This window comes from Streptomyces sp. NPDC087859, from assembly GCF_044742595.1.
GTDB classification, from domain to species: Bacteria; Actinomycetota; Actinomycetes; order Streptomycetales; family Streptomycetaceae; genus Streptomyces; species Streptomyces canus_F.
Window position 1 is genome coordinate 42,091 of record NZ_JBIUUU010000032.1, and the last position, 15,185, is coordinate 57,275.

Here is a 15,185-nt window from a genome sequence, read left to right on the forward strand (position 1 = left end):
TGAATGTTGGGAACCTGTTAGGGCGGGGAATCAGCGACCCGCACGATAAATGCCCTGGTGAGACAGGGTATAGGCGTTGGGGCCGGGTCATACGTGTTTGCCGGTCACAGGCGCGGCAGCGGGACGACACAAACACGGCATTTTTCTGGCACCCGGCGCTGCCTACAGTGCGGACGCGGGGGTTACATCCGGCCCCCGGTCGCCGCACCACAGAGAACCAGGATGGTTCAGAACACTATGGCTACGCCCCTCACGGCTATGTCCCGATCCGACCTGCTCGGCAGCATCATGAGGGAACACCGGGAAAGCCTCGTCTCGTACGCCGAGAAGATGCTCGGGGACCGCGGACTCGCCGAGGACATCGTCCAGGAGACCATCATCCGGGCCTGGCGCAACATCGACCGTCTGCTGGGCATGGACGGGTCGGTCCGTGGCTGGCTCTTCACCGTGACCCGGCATCTCGTCATCGACTGGGTGCGCAAGCCCCACGCGCGCAGAGAAGTCGTCGGAGTCACTTACAACGACCCCGTGTCACGGATCGACGGCACCGAGGCGGTACACGACGCCCTGGTCGCCAGGCCCCTGTTGCAGCGACTGTCCGCCGAACACCGCGCGGTGCTGGTGCACATCTACTTGTGCGACCGCAGCATCCAGGAGACGGCCGGCATCCTCGGGGTCCCGGCCGGAACGGTCAAGAGCCGCCACCACAACGCCCTGCGCAAGCTGCGGGGGGCCGTGCGGCCGGAAGCCGCCTAGGAGCGGGAGCCACGGGGCTGGAAGCACACCTCCAGGGCCGAGGTCAGGCGGCGGTGCAGGGTTTCGTCCTGGGGGCGCTTCTCAGTGGAACGGACCAGTTCCGGCAGCAGATACTGCTCGGCGACGATCCACGCGGCGGCGTCGGCGCGTCCGGTGAACCGCTCGGGCCGTACGCCGGGGCGCGGGGGTGGCAGGAGCATGGTGCCGCGGTGGGGCGCGAGGTGTGCCGTGGCCGCGTCGGCGCTGTAGAGATAGTGCTCGAACATCCTGGCGAGGGCCTCGGAGCGGGCGGTGGGGGAGTCGAGGACCGCGCTCAGTTCTCGGGCGTAGGTGCGCAGCAGTTCGTGGCAGGTGTAGCGGCCCGCGGTCAGTTCGACGAGCAGGTGGTGGTCCATCAGTTCCGCCACGTCCTGCCGGGTCCTGCGCGGTTCGGTGCCGGCGAGGCTGGTGGCGGCGGGCATCGCGATGTCGTGCGAGGGGTGCAGGCTCAGCAGCCGGAACAGCCGTGCGGCACCGCTGCTCAGCGTTTCGTAGGTGCGGTGGATGGAGGTGCGGATGTCGGTGCGGTCGTCGCGGCAGGACAGCATGTCGAGGCAGTCGTCGGTGTCCTGCAACCTGGCCGCGAGCGAGACCAGCGGGAAGCGCGGCTGTACCAGGGCGCGGGCGGCGGTGACGGCCAGGGCGAGGGGCAGCCCGCCGCACAGCTCCACGATCTCCTCCGCGGCGGCGTGCTCGGCCCGGATGCGGTCGGTGCCCAGGCGCCGGTCGAGCAGCTCCAGGCCCTCCGCGCGGGTCATGGGATCCAGCGTGATGATCCGGGCGTTGTCCGTCACCGCCAGCCCTTCCAGCCGCCGTCGGCCGGTGACGACGGCGATGCTTCCCGGCGTGGAGGGCAGCAGGGGGCGCACCTGCTCGCAGTTCTCCGCGTCGTCCAGGACGAGCAGCAGCCGCCGTCCGCTCAGGGCGCTGCGATAGACGGCGGTGAGGTCGGTGGCGCTCGCGTGGGCGGGGTCGTGTTCGACGCCGAGTGCGCGCAGCACCGCGCTGATGGCCTCGGCTGGGTCGAGCGGGGGGCGGGAGGCGTGGTGGGCCTGGAGGTCGACGTGGATCTGCCCGTCGGGGAAGTGGTCGGCGACCAGGTGGGCCCAGTGCACGGCCAGGGTCGTCTTGCCGACGCCGGGCATGCCGCAGATGGCTGCGGTCATGGTGGGCGGGCTGCTCTCGCCCTCGATCGGGAGCAATTCCAGGCACTGGCTCAAGGGCTGGCGGCGGCCGGCGAAGGAGGTGCAGTCCGCGGGCAGTTGGGCGGGACGGCCGGTTGCCGTGGGCGGGGACGTCGGGGGCGGCGGGGCGTCCGGTGTGCGGGCGACCCGGCGTTGCAGCAAGTGCTGTTGGGCGGCGCGCAGTTCGGGGCCGGGCTCGACGCCCAGTTCGTCGGCGAGTGCGCCGCGGATGGTCTCGAACTGCCGTAGCGCTTCGGCCTGGCGGCCGGTGGCGGCCAGGGCGGCGATCGCCCGGGCGTGCAGGGCCTCGTCGAAGGGGTGGTTGTCCAGGGCGGTGCGCAGCATGGTCAGGACGTCGTCGGTCAGCGCGGGTGCCGCGGTCAGGACGGCGTCGGCGGCCTCCTTCACCGTGGCGACGAACTCGTGCCCGACGGAGGTGAAGACCGGGTGCCGGGCCACGGTGGTGCCCGCCGCGACGACGGGGCCGCGCCACACCCGCAGGGCGTCGACGAAGTCCTGCGCGGCCGCGCCGGGATCGCCGTCGCGGAGCGCGAGTTGGGCTCGGGCGCGCAGGTCGCGGAAGCGCAGCAGGTCCGAGCTGGTGGTGTCGACCAGGAGCCGGTAGCCGTCGGCGGCGCGGACGAGGTGTTCGGCGTTGCTGCGACTGCGCAGGGCGGGTTCGAGTGTTCTGCGCAGGGCGCCGATGTGTCGGTGCACCACGTTGACGGCGCTGGGCGGTGGTTCCTCGTCCCACAGGATGTCGACCGCCTCACCCAGTGTGAGCGGCCCGGGGGCGCGGAGCACCAGCAGGGCGAGCAGGGCCAGTCGTTTCGGGGGCCCCAGGTCGAGTTCGGTGTGCCCGCGCATCGCGCGCACGGTGCCGAGGACTGAGTAGCGCACTGTCGCGTCCATGTCGCGGCTGGCCTCGCTGTTTCTCCGTGATGCTGCTGGTCACCCACCCGGTCCCGGCGTCACCGTGTCGGTGGGGGACCCGTGCCTGCTCCGTGCGCGGGGCGGGTGGCCAAGACGGGGAAGTGTAGCCACGTTCCGTGACACGTATGTGCGGGCGCAGGTGTTTGGCTGAGGGTGTGACGTCGAGTCTGACGGTCGGGACCGGTGGGTGGATCTGTCACGTGACTCACCTGTCTCGCGAGAAAGTAACCGTTCTAGGTGGTGATGGCGATGACGATATAGGCCTTGACGTCACCGGTCAAGGTGGTGACTTGAAAGGGGGAAGGTGAGCATGCGAGGCCATGCGTCCGCGATGTGCCGCTGGGGTGAAACCGGCCACACATGTTGTGAACCTTTCATGACCATCGCCGCGTTACCCAGATGGAGGCTCTGTCGTCGAACACGCGGACGGGGGAGTCGGGGCGGGACATCCGGAGTCCAGCCACGTCCGCGTGGTCAGAGCCCGTCCCCGCACCGGCGGTCTGTGGTCCCCCCTTCGGGCCGCCGGTGCGCCGACTAGGTGAAGAAAGGTCCTTGCATGCCCGCCACACCGCTGCCGGTCAGGGATGGTGCGCCACTGTACGAGGAGCTCCTCGCTGCTCATACGGTCATGACTCGGGGCGCGGATCTGGTCTCCTGGGCGTTCACCCGGCTGGCCGACGGCGCCGCCGTCGACACACAGACCCTGGTGGTCACCGCACGGTGGCTCGTCGCCTTCGTACGCCGGCACCGCGACACCGAGGGCGAGCATGTGTGGCCGCTGCTGCGGGGACGCTGCCCCGAATCGGTGCGCAGCCTCGACCTGCTGCACGAGGACGACGACGCGCTGTCCGAGGGGCTCGACGAGCTGGAGAGCGTCCTCGAGCGCATCTCCGAGGAACGCCGGGTCGGCGGATCGGTGGGCTGGGGGCACGCGATGAGGGAGGGGACGCTCGCCTCCCGCCGGGTCGGGGACGGACTGCGCGAGCACTTCACCGTCGTGGAACCGCTGCTCAAGGGGCTGTTCGCCGAGGCAGGGGAAGAGGATCTGCGCTCGCTCGGCACAGCGGCCGCCGAAGGGGTGCTGCGCAGTGAGCCGCAGCTGACCTTCGGGTTCCTGGAACACCCCGAGCCCGTCCCCGGCCGGGAACGGTTGTACGCGGGTTTCCCGCCGCCCGTGCGCTGGGCGCGGGGCGTGCTGATGCACCGGTTCCGCAGGACCCTCAAGGATCTCGCGGCCGACTGAGCCGGCGCCGGCAAGCGGGAGAGGAGGTCAGTGGCCGACCCCGGCCGGCGCCGACTTCTTGCGGGCGCGGTACGCGGCGGCCTTGATCTTGTTGCCGCAGGACTCCATGCCGCACCACTGGCGCCGCATGCCCCGCGAGCGGTCGATGTAGACGCGCGTGCATTCGGGGTTGCCGCACTCCTTGATCAGGGGCACGTCCGGGCCGCTGAGCAGTTCCACCGCCTGCCGCGCGACCGTCGCCAGCGCCTGCTCGGGCGTCGCCTCGGTGTGCCGGCCGGCCGGGGTGAGCTGGGGTGTCACGGGGTTCTTGCGCGCGGCGGCGTTGACCGCCTCAAGCGCCTGGGCGTCGAACTTCTCACCGAGCCGGCGGTCGGTGACCAGCCGGTAGATGGCCTCGCGCACGGCCGTGGCCTCCCGGACGTCGTCCTCCTGGCCCGGGGTGATCGTGTCCACCAGGCCGGACTCCAGGTACCAGGCGTTCAGCCGCTCCGGCGTCACGAACATCTCGAACCGGGTCGAGCGCCGGGCCCGGAGCGTGGCCGCGAAGTCGAGCGCCGGGTGCCCGCATACGAAGACATGGTCAAGATTCACATCACCATCTTGACAGGTGACTCCGGTCGGACGCAAGAAGCGTTACCGTTTCAGCCGGTGTTCCCGCCCCTGCCAGCGCCTGCGCAGCCAGCGGTCGTGGCTGGCCACGACGATCGCACCGGGGCCCGGGCCGAGCGCCGCCTCCAGCTCGTCGCACAGGGTGGGGGAGAGGTGGTTGGTGGGCTCGTCGAGCAGGAGCAGCTGGGGCGGGCGGGCCACCAGCAGGGCCAGGGCCAGCCGCCTGCGCTGCCCCACCGACAGCTGCCCGACCGGCTTGCCCAGGTCCGCGTCGTGCAGCAGGCCGAGCGATCCCAGCGGCACCTTCTCCGCCCGCCGCGCGCCCAGCGCCCGCTCGTAGGTGTCGCGGACCGTGCGGTCGGCGTGTTCGAAGGTCGTGTCCTGCGTCAGCAGGCCCACCGTCAGCCTGCGCCGCCGACTCACCTCGCCCTCGGCCGGCAGCCGCCCGGCCAGTACGGCGAGCAGCGTCGACTTGCCCGCCCCGTTGCCGCCCGTGACCAGCAGCCGGTCGCTCGTCGACACCTCCAGACCGTCCAGGGAGAGCCGGCCCGGCACCCGTACGTCATGCAGCGCGACCAGGGGACGTGCGTCCTCCTCGCTGTGCGCGGCCAGTTCCCCGGCCGCGAACCGCAGCGGGCGCGGCGGCTCGGGGACCCGGGTGCGCTCCAGCTCCTCCAGTCGCCGGGTGGCGTTGCGGACCCGGCGGGAGATCTGGCTCTGCACCCGGCCCGCCCGGTGGCCGTAGCCCATCTTCTCGTTGTCGTTACGGCCCCGGTCCGGTGCGACCCGGTGCGCGGTGACGCCCGCTGACTCCCGCAGCGCCTCCAGTTCCTCCTGCTCCTGCGCGTACCGACGTTCCCAGCGCTCGCGCTCGGCGCGCTTCTCGCGGAGGTATGCGCTGTAGTTGCCGCCGTAGCGGACGGGGCCGTCGACCGCCGGGTCGAGGTCGATCAGGTCAGTGCACACGGCGTCGAGGAACGCCCGGTCGTGGCTGGCGACGACGACCGTGCCGGGCAGGCCGCGGACCTGTTCCTCCAGGAAGGCGGCGGCGCCGTCGTCGAGGTGGTTGGTCGGCTCGTCGAGGAGCAGTGCGGACGGGCGGCGGACGAGGAGGGCGGCCAGGGCGAGACGGCCGCGCTGGCCGCCGGAGAGCGAGCCGAGGGTGCGGTCGTGTCCGAACGCGCCGAGGCCCAGGCCGTCCAGGACCAGGGCGGCGCGGCGGTCGGCATCCCAGGATTCCCGGTCCTGGGCCTGCTCCAGGCGCTTGCCGTAGGCGTCCAGGAGGTCCTGGTCCTCCGGTGTGCGGGCGAGCTGCTCGCCGAGGCGGTCCAGTTCGGCGAGGTCCTCGCGGGCCTCGCGCAGCGCCTCGTCCAGCACCGCTGCGATGGTGGCGTGGGCGTCGTACGGCATCTCCTGGTGGAGGAAGCCGAGGTCGGAGGGGCGGGTGACGCTGCCCGCGTCGGGTTCGTCGACGCCCGCGAGGATGCGCAGGAGGGTGGACTTGCCGACGCCGTTCTCCCCGATCAGGCCGAGGCGGTGGCCGGGGGAGGCGGTCAGGGAGATGCCGTCGAGGACGCGGCGGTCGCCAAGGGTGCGGACGAGGTCGTGGGCGATCAGTGCGGACACAGGGGTCCCCCAAGGGTGAGCGGTGGGCGGCCCGCCGGGCGTACGACGCCTCGGACGCGGGCCATGTCACACGTCAGCTGCTCACACCTCGGGCGCCCCGGTCTCCTTGAGTGTGCCGTCGGCCAGCCGCAGCCAGCGGTTCACACCGATCTCGGCGAGGAACCGTTCGTCGTGGCTGACCACCATGAAGGCGCCCTGGTAGGAGTTGAGCGCGCTCTCCAGCTGACCGGCGCTGACCAGGTCGAGGTTGTTGGTCGGTTCGTCGAGCAGCAGCAGGTGCGGGGCCGGTTCGGCGCACAGGACGCAGGCGAGCGTGGCGCGCAGGCGCTCTCCGCCCGAAAGAACGCCGACCGGGAGGTGGGCGCGGGCGCCGCGGAAGAGGAAGCGGGCGAGGAGGTTCATGCGCTCGGCCTCGGGGCGCTCGGGGGCGAACGCGGCGAAGTTCTCCGCGACCGTGCGGTCGAGGTCGAGCAGGTCCAGGCGCTGGGAGAGGTACGCGATGCGGCCGTCGTTGCGCTTGATCTCCCCGCTGTCCGGGGTGAATTCGCCGGTGATCAGGCGCATGAGGGTGGTCTTGCCGGCGCCGTTGGGGCCGGTCAGCGCGATGCGCTCGGGGCCGCGGACGGTGAGGTCGACGCCTCCTGGGGCGAACACCTCACGGTCCCCGAGGCTGACCTGCATGCCCTCGCCGAGGAAGAGGTTGCGGCCGGCGGGCACCTGGGTGTCGGGCAGCTCCAGGGTGAGGCGCTGCTCGTCGCGCAGGGCCCGGCCGGCCTCGTCGAGGCGGGCCTTGGCCTCGTTGACCCGGGAGGCGTGCATGGTGCCGGACTTGCCCGCGGCCTCCTGGGCGCCGCGCTTCATGTTCCCCGCGAAGATCTTGGGCAGGCCCGCGTTCTTGAGGTTCTTGGAGGCGTTGCTCATGCGGCGCTCGGCGCGTTCGCGGGCCTGCTGCATCTCGCGCTTCTCGCGCTTGAGTTCCTGTTCGGCGTTGCGGACGTTCTTCTCGGCGACCTCCTGCTCGGCGCGCACGGCCTCCTCGTACTCGGTGAAGTTGCCGCCGTACAGGCGCAGTTCGTCGCTGCCGAGCTCGGCGATGCGTTCCATGCGGTCCAGGAGCGCACGGTCGTGGCTGACCAGGAGGAGGGTGCCGTTGAAGTCCGACAGCACGTCGTAGAGCTTGTGTCGGGCTTCGACGTCGAGGTTGTTGGTCGGCTCGTCGAGCAGCAGGACGTCGGGGCGCCTGAGGAGCTGGGCGGCGAGGCCGAGGGAGACGACCTGGCCGCCGCTGAGGGTGCTCAGGCTGCGGTCCAGGGTGAGGTCGACGAGGCCGAGGCGGTCGAGCTGGGCGCGAGTGCGTTCCTCGATGTCCCAGTCGTCGCCGATGGTGGCGAAGTGCTCCTCGGCGACATCGCCGGACTCCACGGCGTCCAGGGCTCGGATGACGGCGGCGACGCCGAGCACCTCGGCGACGGTGAGGTTGCCGGTGAAGGGCAGGCTCTGCGGCAGGTAGCCGAGGGTGCCGCTGACGGACACCGATCCGGTGACGGGCTTGAGTTCACCGGCGACGAGCTTGAGCAGGGTGGACTTGCCGGAGCCGTTGGGGGCGACCAGGCCGGTGCGGCCGGGGGTCACGGTGAAGGACAGGTCCTGGAAGACCGGGGTGTCGTCGGGCCAGGCGAAGGAGAGGCTGGAGCAGACGATGGCGGCGTCGGACATGGAATGACCTCGAGCGATGTGCGGGCGGAGAAGAGAGCTCTGCCCTGGGCAGACGTGGTGAAAGGGGTACGACGAGACGGACCACCTCGGCAGCGCTCCTGAGCGCCGGCCGGTGGCCGTCAGAGCCGGGTATCACCCGGAGATGTCGTCGTCACCCACCACGGCTGTGACTCCTCGGTACACGTCGATGTCCCCTTCAGCGTAGCAGCCGCCCGTTCACATGTTTGTGGTTGACAGCTCCGATCCCACATGCCAGCATCGTCACCAGTTAAACCGGTGACGAGGTCGATGCGGGACGTCGGCAGAGCTCACACGTGTCCGAAGGAGCACACACCATGGCAGAAAAGCCGAAGCCGAGGACCGGGGGAGCCCCCGTCGGCCGACGGGCGATGCTGGGCATGCTCGGCGCGGGCGCGGCCGGGCTCGCCGCCGCGCCCTACCTCCAAAGCGGCTGGGAGGGATTCCTCGCCAAGGCGTCCGAGTTCGACGCCACGGGACTGACTGGCCTGCTGCCCAACCCCGGCGGCTTCCGGTACTACAGCGTCGTCGGTTCGGTGCCGCACAAGGACGAGACGAACTACGCGCTGACGATCGGCGGTCTCGTCGACAAGCCGAAGACCTACACGCTCGACCAGCTGCGCGCGATGCCGCAGACCCGGGTGGTGGGCGACGCCGTGTGCACCGACGGCTGGCGGGTGGACGGCACACCCTGGGAAGGGGTGAAGCTGGCGGACATCCTCGACGACGCCGGAGTGCGTTCGCGGGGTGCCGCGATCCGGTTCACCTGCTTCGACGGCGCCTACTCCGAGAGCCTCACGCTGGAACAGGCCCGCCGCTCGGACGTCCTGGTGGCCCTGAAGTTGCAGGACAAGCCCATCTCCCACGCCCACGGCGGCCCGGTCCGCCTCTACGTGGCGCCCATGTACTTCTACAAATCGGCCAAGTGGCTGTCCGGCATCTCGGTCACCGACAAGGTGATCCCCGGCTACTGGGAGGAGCGCGGTTATGCGGTCGACGGCTGGCTCGACGGCGCCGACCGGCACGCCGCCTGAACACGACGGCCGGGTACGCCGCTTCAGCACCGCCGAGCGCATGGTCCACCGGGCCACCGGCTACCTGATGCTGCTGTGCCTGGTCTCCGCCGCCTGCCTCTACTTCGGACCGCTGGCCCTGCTGGTCGGACAGCGGCACCTGATGATCACGGTCCACGAATGGTCCGGCATCTCCCTGCCGCTGCCCACCCTGCTGGGGCTCCTCTCGCCCGCCTTCCGCGCCGACCTGCGCCGCCTCAACCGCTTCGCGGTGTACGACCGCCAGTGGCTGCGCGCCGTGCGCAGGCGCCGGAAGTCACCCGAGGCGCGTCCGGCCGGCAAGTTCAACGCGGGCCAGAAGCTCTACGCGGGCTGGATCGCCGGAGCGGTGCTGGTGATGATGTTCACCGGCCTGCTGATGTGGTTCATGGGCCTGCTGCCCTTCATCTCCCGCACCAGCGCGATCTTCATCCACGACATCCTGGCCTGGGCGATCGCCATCGTCCTGATCGGACACATGCGCAGGGCCCTCGAGGACCCCGAGGCGCGGCTGGGGATGCGCACCGGATATGTCAGCCGGTCGTGGGCGGACCGGTACCACGCCCGGTGGCTCGGCGAGGAGGGCAAGCGCGACGAGCCGGCCGACCGTCACATGACCTAACACCTTCTTCACACGCCCCGGTCGGGGAGCCGACACCCGGGCAGTCAACTGACTGTGGACCGGACGGCCGGGTATCGCCAGAGTGAGCCGTGCACACATGTCTGTGATTCGCACGCACATCTGCTGCCGCACATCTCCTTCGGCATCTGCCTCTGCACACCTTTCCGCACACCTCTTTTTGGACGGACAAGCATGAGACGACTTCTCACGGTTCTCGCGGCCGGCGTGCCGCTGGCCGCGGCGGTATACCTGCCGACCGCCTCCGCGGACACCCAGGACGCGGTCACAGCCACCGCGACCGCCTGCACGGCGCCCGCCGTGAAGGCCCCGGCCGGCACCAAGGTCGAGTCCGTGACGGCCGTCCAGCAGGCCGGCGGCACCGTCAACGGCACCGGAATCCTTCAGGGCACCGTCACCGGCGTACCGGCCTTCTGCGAGGTCACGGTCACGCTCACCCACCCGGGTGCCGACGACCACGCCAAGGTGCGGACCTGGCTGCCCGTCAGCGGCTGGAACGGCCGCTTCCAGGGCCTCGGCGGCTCCGCCTACCTGGCCGGTGACAACAACGTCGGCATGGCCAACGCGGTCAAGACCGGATACGCCGCCGTCACCACCGACGCCGGCGTCGGCGACGCCCTCGACACCAGCTGGGCACTGAACAGCGCGGGCCAGGTCAACACCGCGCTGCTGAAGAACTTCGCCTCCCGCTCCCAGCACGAGGCCTCGGTCGTCGGCAAGCAGGTCGTCGACGGGGTTTACGGCAAGCGGCCCGCGTACTCCTACTTCATCGGCTGCTCCACCGGCGGACGCCAGGGCTACATGGAGGCCCAGCGCTACCCCGACGACTACGACGGCATCCTCGCCAACGCGCCCGCCATCAACTGGGACGAGTTCGAGGTGGCCACGCTGTGGCCGCAGGTCGTCATGAACAACGAGAAGACCCACCCCACGGGCTGTGAGTTCAAGGCCTTCACCGACGCCGCCGTCAAGGCCTGCGACACCCTCGACGGCGCCAAGGACGGCCTGGTCAACGACCCGTCCCGCTGCGACTTCGACCCGCGCCGGCTGATCGGCACCAAGGTCGTGTGCGACGGCAAGGAGCTCACCATCACGGCGGCCGACGCGGCCGTGGTGCAGAAGATCTGGGACGGCCCGCGCACGGCGTCCGGCAAGAAGCTCTGGTACGGCGTCCCGATCGAGGCCGACATCAGCGCGCTGGCCGGTGCCGACGCCTTCCCGGTGCCCGCCGCCTGGGTCAAGCTCTGGGTCGCCAAGAACCCCTCGCTCGACCTCTCCACGATCACCTACAGCCAGTTCACCGAGCTGTTCAAGCAGTCCCAGGCCGAGTACGACAAGGTCATCGGCACCGACGACCCGGACCTGTCGGACTTCCGTCGCTCCGGCGGCAAGCTGCTGACCTGGCAGGGCCTGGCCGACCAGTACATCCCCGCCGAGGGCACGCTCCACTACCGCAAGCAGGTGGAGCGTGAGATGGGCGGCACCCAGCGGGTCGACGACTTCTACCGTGTCTTCCTCGCGCCGAACACCGCCCACTGCGGTCTCAACGGTCAGGACGGCTCCACCGACGGCCTCGCCGCGCTGACCTCGTGGGTCGAGCACGGTAAGGCGCCCAGGACGCTGCCCGCCACTTTGATCAACACCGACGGCCAGAGCGTCTCCCGTGACCTGTGCGCCTACCCGAAGGTCTCCCGCTACACGGGCCACGGCGACACCTCCCTCGCCTCCAGCTTCCGCTGCGTCCTTCCCTCCCGGCACTGACCGGGTCGGCGACCCCTCCCTGACCTGAGAAAGGCCGAACCGACATGAGCACCTCGACCGTGGCCTCGACCCCGACCGGACACGCCGGCGCGGGGGAGCGCTCCTCCCTGCTGAAGCTGTACCTGATCCGCGGCGTCCTCGCCGTGGTGTGGGCCCTGGCGTTCGCCGGTGTCCAAGGGGATCACGAGGACCTCGGTGCGGGGGCCATCGCACTGCTGGTCGTCTACCCGCTGATCGACGCGGTGTCCTCGTTGATCGACTACCGCGCCACCCCGGACGGTTCCGAGCGGCAGGTCACCGCGTTCAACGGGGCGCTCAGCACGCTGGCGGCCATCGCGCTCTGTCTCGCCGGCGCGGGCAGCCTGTCGGCGGCGTTCCACGTGTTCGGCGTCTGGGCCGTCATCTCCGGTGCCGCCCAGGTGATCGTCGGAGTACGGCGGCGCGGCCCCGAGCTGGGCAAGCAGTGGCCGACCCTGATCTCGGGCGGACTGTCCTTCCTCGTCGGCATCACCTACAACATCCAGGCCGCGGGCGACCATCCCACGCTCGAGGTGCTGTCCGTGTACGCCACGGGCGGCGGGGTGTGGTTCATCCTCCAGGCTCTGCTGCTGGGCTGGAAGTCCCGCCAGCTGCGCGCCCGGACCGTCTGACCCCGCCCCGAAACACACATCGGCCCGCGCCCTACAGGGCGCGGGCCGACAAGTGTTTCCCCGTCACGCCAGCGCGCGATAACGCCCGCGATGGAAGATCAGGGGTGCCCGGGAGGACTCCGCCTCGAGGGCGGTGACCCGGCCGATGACGACGGTGTGGTCGCCGCCGTCGTACTCCTGGACCAGCTCGCAGGAGATCCAGGCGCAGGCACCCGCCAGCAGCGGAGCGCCGCCGGGGCCCGGGGACCACCGGACGTCCTCGAACTTGTCGCCGCCCGACCGGGCGAAGACGGAACCGAGGTGTTCCTGTCCCTCGGCCAGCACGTTGACGCAGAAGGCGGCGGCCGAGGCGCGGATGAGCGGCCAGGTGCGGGACGTGCGCGCGGGCGCGAACGAGATCAGCGGCGGGTCCAGGGCTTCGACGACTACGTGCTCCGGCTCTTCGAGGGCCTCGCCCACGACCGGCTGCTGTCGGAAGCGCTCGCGGACGAGGGATTCAGCGGCACCTCCGGGCTGCTCGCCACGCTGTCGGACCTGATGGAGTCGGCCAAGGCCGCCGGCGGGATCCGCGCCGACGCCACCCGGCTCGATCTGCGGGTGATGCTCTGCGGCACGGTGGTCCAGCTGATCAGGATCGCCGAGCGGGAGCCCGCGCTGTGGCGCCGGTACGGCGAACTGACGCTCCGGGCGCTGCGCCCTTAGGCGGCGCCGGCCCGCCCGGTGGTCCGGTAGCGGACGGGGAGGGACAGCACCCCGCGGACGATGCCGGAGCCGATCCACTCCAACGAGGTGGCCGGTACGACGAGTTCGAGCTCCGGGACCCGGGCGAGCAGGACCCGCAGGGCGATGGTCGCCTCCAGGCGGGCCAGCGGGGCACCCAGGCAGTGGTGGATGCCGTGTCCGAAGGCCAGGTGCCGGGCGCCGGGGCGGGTCACGTCGAGTACGGCGGGGTCGGCGTCGTCGGCCTGCGGGGCGTCGCGTCCGGCCGCGCCGAGGGCGACGACGACCATGCTGCCCCGCGGGACGGGCACCCCACCCAGCTCGATGTCCTCGGCCGCGTAGCGGCTGGTAGAGCGCTCGACGGAGGTGTCGTAGCGCAGGAACTCCTCCACCGCGCCGGGCATCAGCTCGGGCCGCTCACGCAACAGCCTTAGCTGGTCGGGGTGTTGGAGCAGGCCCAGCACGGCGTTGCCCAGCAGGTTCACGGTGCTCTCGTGGCCCGCCACGACCAACATCAGTGCCGTGCCCACGAGTTCCTCCTCGGAGAGCCGGCCGTCCTCTTCGTCGCGCACGGCGACCAGGGCGGACAGCAGGTCGTCCCCGGGACTGCGGCGCTTGTCCGCCAGGAGGCCGGCCAGCAGAGCGTGCAGGCCGCTGAGCGCCGCGCGGTGTTCGGGGGAGGCGACCCGCAGCGCCTGGGCCGACCAGCGGCGGAAGTCCAGGTGGTGCTTCTCGGGGATGCCGAGGAGTTCGGCGATGACCGTGGCGGGCAGCGGGGCGTTGAACGCCTCTACGAGGTCCGTCTCGCCCGCCGGGGGCAGTACGTCGATCAGGTCGTGGGCGATCTGCTCGATGCGTGGCGCCAATTCGGCCGTACGGCGTGGGGTGAAGGCGGCCGAGGCCAGCCGCCGCAGCCGGGTGTGCTCAGGCGGGTCGGCCTCCATCATCTGCGCGCCGAGCCCGACGGAGGGCCGGTGCAGGACGTAACCGGCGGCGGCCAGAGCCTCGGCGGCGGGGGTGGCGTCCTTGAGCAGGGCGGGGTGGGTGAGCGCCTCGCGGGCCAGGTCGTAGCCGACGACCACCCAGCCTTCGAGGCCGAGGTGGAACCGGGCGGGGTGGAGGGGGCCGAGTTCGCGGAGGCGGGCGTACCGCGCGGGGGCGTCCGCCTTGAAGGCGGCGTCGATGACCACCCGGCCGTCCTGGTACGGGCACTGTTCGTGCGGGCTCATGGTGCGGCTCCCCGTGGTGGCGGTCGGGCGGTCTTCATGACAACGAGCGTGCTCCCTTGCGGGTTCAGGCCGCGGGCGCACCCGAGGGGCATGCGCGGTGCGCATGCCCCTCAAACGTCGGTCGGTGGCGGGGTGATCAGTTGTTGCTGTTGAAGAGCGACAGCACCCGCAGGACCTCCAGGTAGATCCACACCAGGGTGGTGGTGAGACCGAAGGCGGCCAGCCATGCCTCCTCGCGCGGGGCGCCGTAGGCGACGGCGTCCTCGACCTGCTTGAAGTCCAGGGCCAGGAAGGCCGCGCCGAGCACGACGCCGACGAGACCGAAGACGATGCCGAGGCCGCCGCTGTGGAAGCCGAGGCCGTCACCCGCGCCGAAGGCGGAGAAGAGCAGGTCGGCGACCAGCAGCAGGACGAAGCCGGTCGCGGCGGCACCGACGAAGCCGGCGAACCGCTGGGTCACACGTATCCAGCGCATCCGGTACGCGATGAGCACACCCGCGGACACCGCGAAGGTGCCGAGCACCGCCTGGACGACCACGCCCGGCGCGAGGTACGTCGAGATCGTGCTGGAGAGCACGCCGAGGAAGACGCCCTCGAAGGCCGCGTATCCCAGGATCAGGGCCGGGGACGCGGTGCGCCTGAAGGACTGGATCATCGCCAGGACGAAGGCGACGAGGGCGGCGCCCGTCGCGAGGCCGTAGGAGCGGCCGAGGTTCGCCTCGTCGACCGGGAGCAGGAGCCAGGCCAGCACGGCTGTCAGGACCACGGTGCCGAGCGTCGTGGCGGTGCGGACGACGATGTCGTCCATGGTCACCGCGGTCGAGCCGGCCCGGTCGGCCCGGTCGGTCCGGTCGGTCCGGGCGTAGGGGTTGGTCAGGTAGTCGGGGTTGTTCGCCGGGCGGCCGCCGACGGCGGCGCCCACCGGCCGGTCCGCGCGAGCGGCTGCCCGACCGGTGTCACGGCCGCCGCCCCAGCGGGACAGGAAAGGGTTGCTGGTCCTCACTTCGGT

At 71.1% G+C, this 15,185-nt stretch carries 14 protein-coding genes; 7 read left to right on the forward strand and 7 right to left on the reverse strand.

What is annotated here, in order from left to right:
- The first annotated feature begins 258 nt into the window (after positions 1 to 258).
- The gene (locus ACIOHP_RS47160; RefSeq protein ID WP_401897612.1) at positions 259 to 756 is read left to right on the forward strand and encodes a sigma-70 family RNA polymerase sigma factor; all 498 of its coding nucleotides are present in this window, start codon (positions 259 to 261) and stop codon (positions 754 to 756) included.
- On the opposite strand, the gene ACIOHP_RS47165 is transcribed toward ACIOHP_RS47160, so the two are convergent.
- Positions 753 to 2,879, reverse strand: coding sequence for a BTAD domain-containing putative transcriptional regulator (locus tag ACIOHP_RS47165; RefSeq protein ID WP_401897614.1), 2,127 nt, complete (start codon positions 2,877 to 2,879; stop codon positions 753 to 755). The two genes, ACIOHP_RS47160 and ACIOHP_RS47165, sit on opposite strands and share 4 nt — an antisense overlap.
- Positions 2,880 to 3,468: 589 nt before the next feature.
- Between ACIOHP_RS47165 and ACIOHP_RS47170 the strand changes: the two genes are divergently transcribed.
- Complete coding sequence (locus ACIOHP_RS47170; protein ID WP_401897615.1) at positions 3,469 to 4,155, forward strand: hemerythrin domain-containing protein; 687 nt, start codon at positions 3,469 to 3,471, stop codon at positions 4,153 to 4,155.
- 27 nt (positions 4,156 to 4,182) lie between these two features.
- Here ACIOHP_RS47170 and ACIOHP_RS47175 read toward each other — a convergent pair whose 3' ends face one another.
- From ACIOHP_RS47175 to abc-f, 3 genes are all read right to left on the reverse strand, one after another.
- Positions 4,183 to 4,746, reverse strand: coding sequence for a CGNR zinc finger domain-containing protein (locus tag ACIOHP_RS47175; protein ID WP_401897617.1), 564 nt, complete (start codon positions 4,744 to 4,746; stop codon positions 4,183 to 4,185).
- Between the two features lie 42 nt (positions 4,747 to 4,788).
- Complete coding sequence (locus ACIOHP_RS47180) at positions 4,789 to 6,390, reverse strand: ABC-F family ATP-binding cassette domain-containing protein (protein WP_401897618.1); 1,602 nt, start codon at positions 6,388 to 6,390, stop codon at positions 4,789 to 4,791.
- Between the two features lie 81 nt (positions 6,391 to 6,471).
- Positions 6,472 to 8,106 carry a ribosomal protection-like ABC-F family protein gene (gene abc-f, locus ACIOHP_RS47185; protein WP_401897621.1) on the reverse strand — a complete coding sequence of 545 codons (1,635 nt, stop codon included), beginning with the start codon at positions 8,104 to 8,106 and terminating at the stop codon, positions 6,472 to 6,474.
- Between the two features lie 335 nt (positions 8,107 to 8,441).
- Between abc-f and ACIOHP_RS47190 the strand changes: the two genes are divergently transcribed.
- The 4 genes from ACIOHP_RS47190 to ACIOHP_RS47205 all read left to right on the forward strand — a co-directional run bounded on the left by ACIOHP_RS47190 (position 8,442) and on the right by ACIOHP_RS47205 (position 12,227).
- A complete protein-coding gene (locus tag ACIOHP_RS47190; protein ID WP_401897623.1) occupies positions 8,442 to 9,158 on the forward strand; it encodes a molybdopterin-dependent oxidoreductase in 717 nt (238 codons plus the stop codon).
- On the forward strand, positions 9,112 to 9,798 hold the full coding sequence (locus ACIOHP_RS47195; protein WP_401897625.1) for a cytochrome b/b6 domain-containing protein: 687 nt from the start codon (positions 9,112 to 9,114) through the stop codon (positions 9,796 to 9,798). Before ACIOHP_RS47190 ends, ACIOHP_RS47195 begins: the two co-directional genes overlap by 47 nt.
- A 192-nt stretch (positions 9,799 to 9,990) precedes the next feature.
- Positions 9,991 to 11,577 (forward strand): tannase/feruloyl esterase family alpha/beta hydrolase, encoded by a 1,587-nt coding sequence (locus tag ACIOHP_RS47200; RefSeq protein ID WP_401897627.1) that lies wholly within the window; start codon positions 9,991 to 9,993, stop codon positions 11,575 to 11,577.
- Between the two features lie 44 nt (positions 11,578 to 11,621).
- Positions 11,622 to 12,227, forward strand: coding sequence for a DUF308 domain-containing protein (locus ACIOHP_RS47205; RefSeq protein ID WP_401897629.1), 606 nt, complete (start codon positions 11,622 to 11,624; stop codon positions 12,225 to 12,227).
- A 63-nt stretch (positions 12,228 to 12,290) separates the two neighbouring features.
- Here the strand turns inward: ACIOHP_RS47205 and ACIOHP_RS47210 are convergent, their stop codons facing one another.
- Positions 12,291 to 12,686 carry a flavin reductase family protein gene (locus tag ACIOHP_RS47210; RefSeq protein WP_401897632.1) on the reverse strand — a complete coding sequence of 132 codons (396 nt, stop codon included), beginning with the start codon at positions 12,684 to 12,686 and terminating at the stop codon, positions 12,291 to 12,293.
- Here ACIOHP_RS47210 and ACIOHP_RS47215 point away from each other — a divergent pair.
- A complete protein-coding gene (locus ACIOHP_RS47215) occupies positions 12,657 to 12,929 on the forward strand; it encodes a hypothetical protein (protein ID WP_401897635.1) in 273 nt (90 codons plus the stop codon). The two genes, ACIOHP_RS47210 and ACIOHP_RS47215, sit on opposite strands and share 30 nt — an antisense overlap.
- On the opposite strand, the gene ACIOHP_RS47220 is transcribed toward ACIOHP_RS47215, so the two are convergent.
- Positions 12,926 to 14,176 (reverse strand): cytochrome P450, encoded by a 1,251-nt coding sequence (locus ACIOHP_RS47220; protein WP_401897637.1) that lies wholly within the window; start codon positions 14,174 to 14,176, stop codon positions 12,926 to 12,928. The genes ACIOHP_RS47215 and ACIOHP_RS47220 overlap by 4 nt on opposite strands.
- 136 nt (positions 14,177 to 14,312) lie before the next feature.
- Positions 14,313 to 15,179 carry a Bax inhibitor-1/YccA family protein gene (locus ACIOHP_RS47225; RefSeq protein ID WP_401897639.1) on the reverse strand — a complete coding sequence of 289 codons (867 nt, stop codon included), beginning with the start codon at positions 15,177 to 15,179 and terminating at the stop codon, positions 14,313 to 14,315.
- Between the last annotated feature and the right edge of the window lie 6 nt (positions 15,180 to 15,185).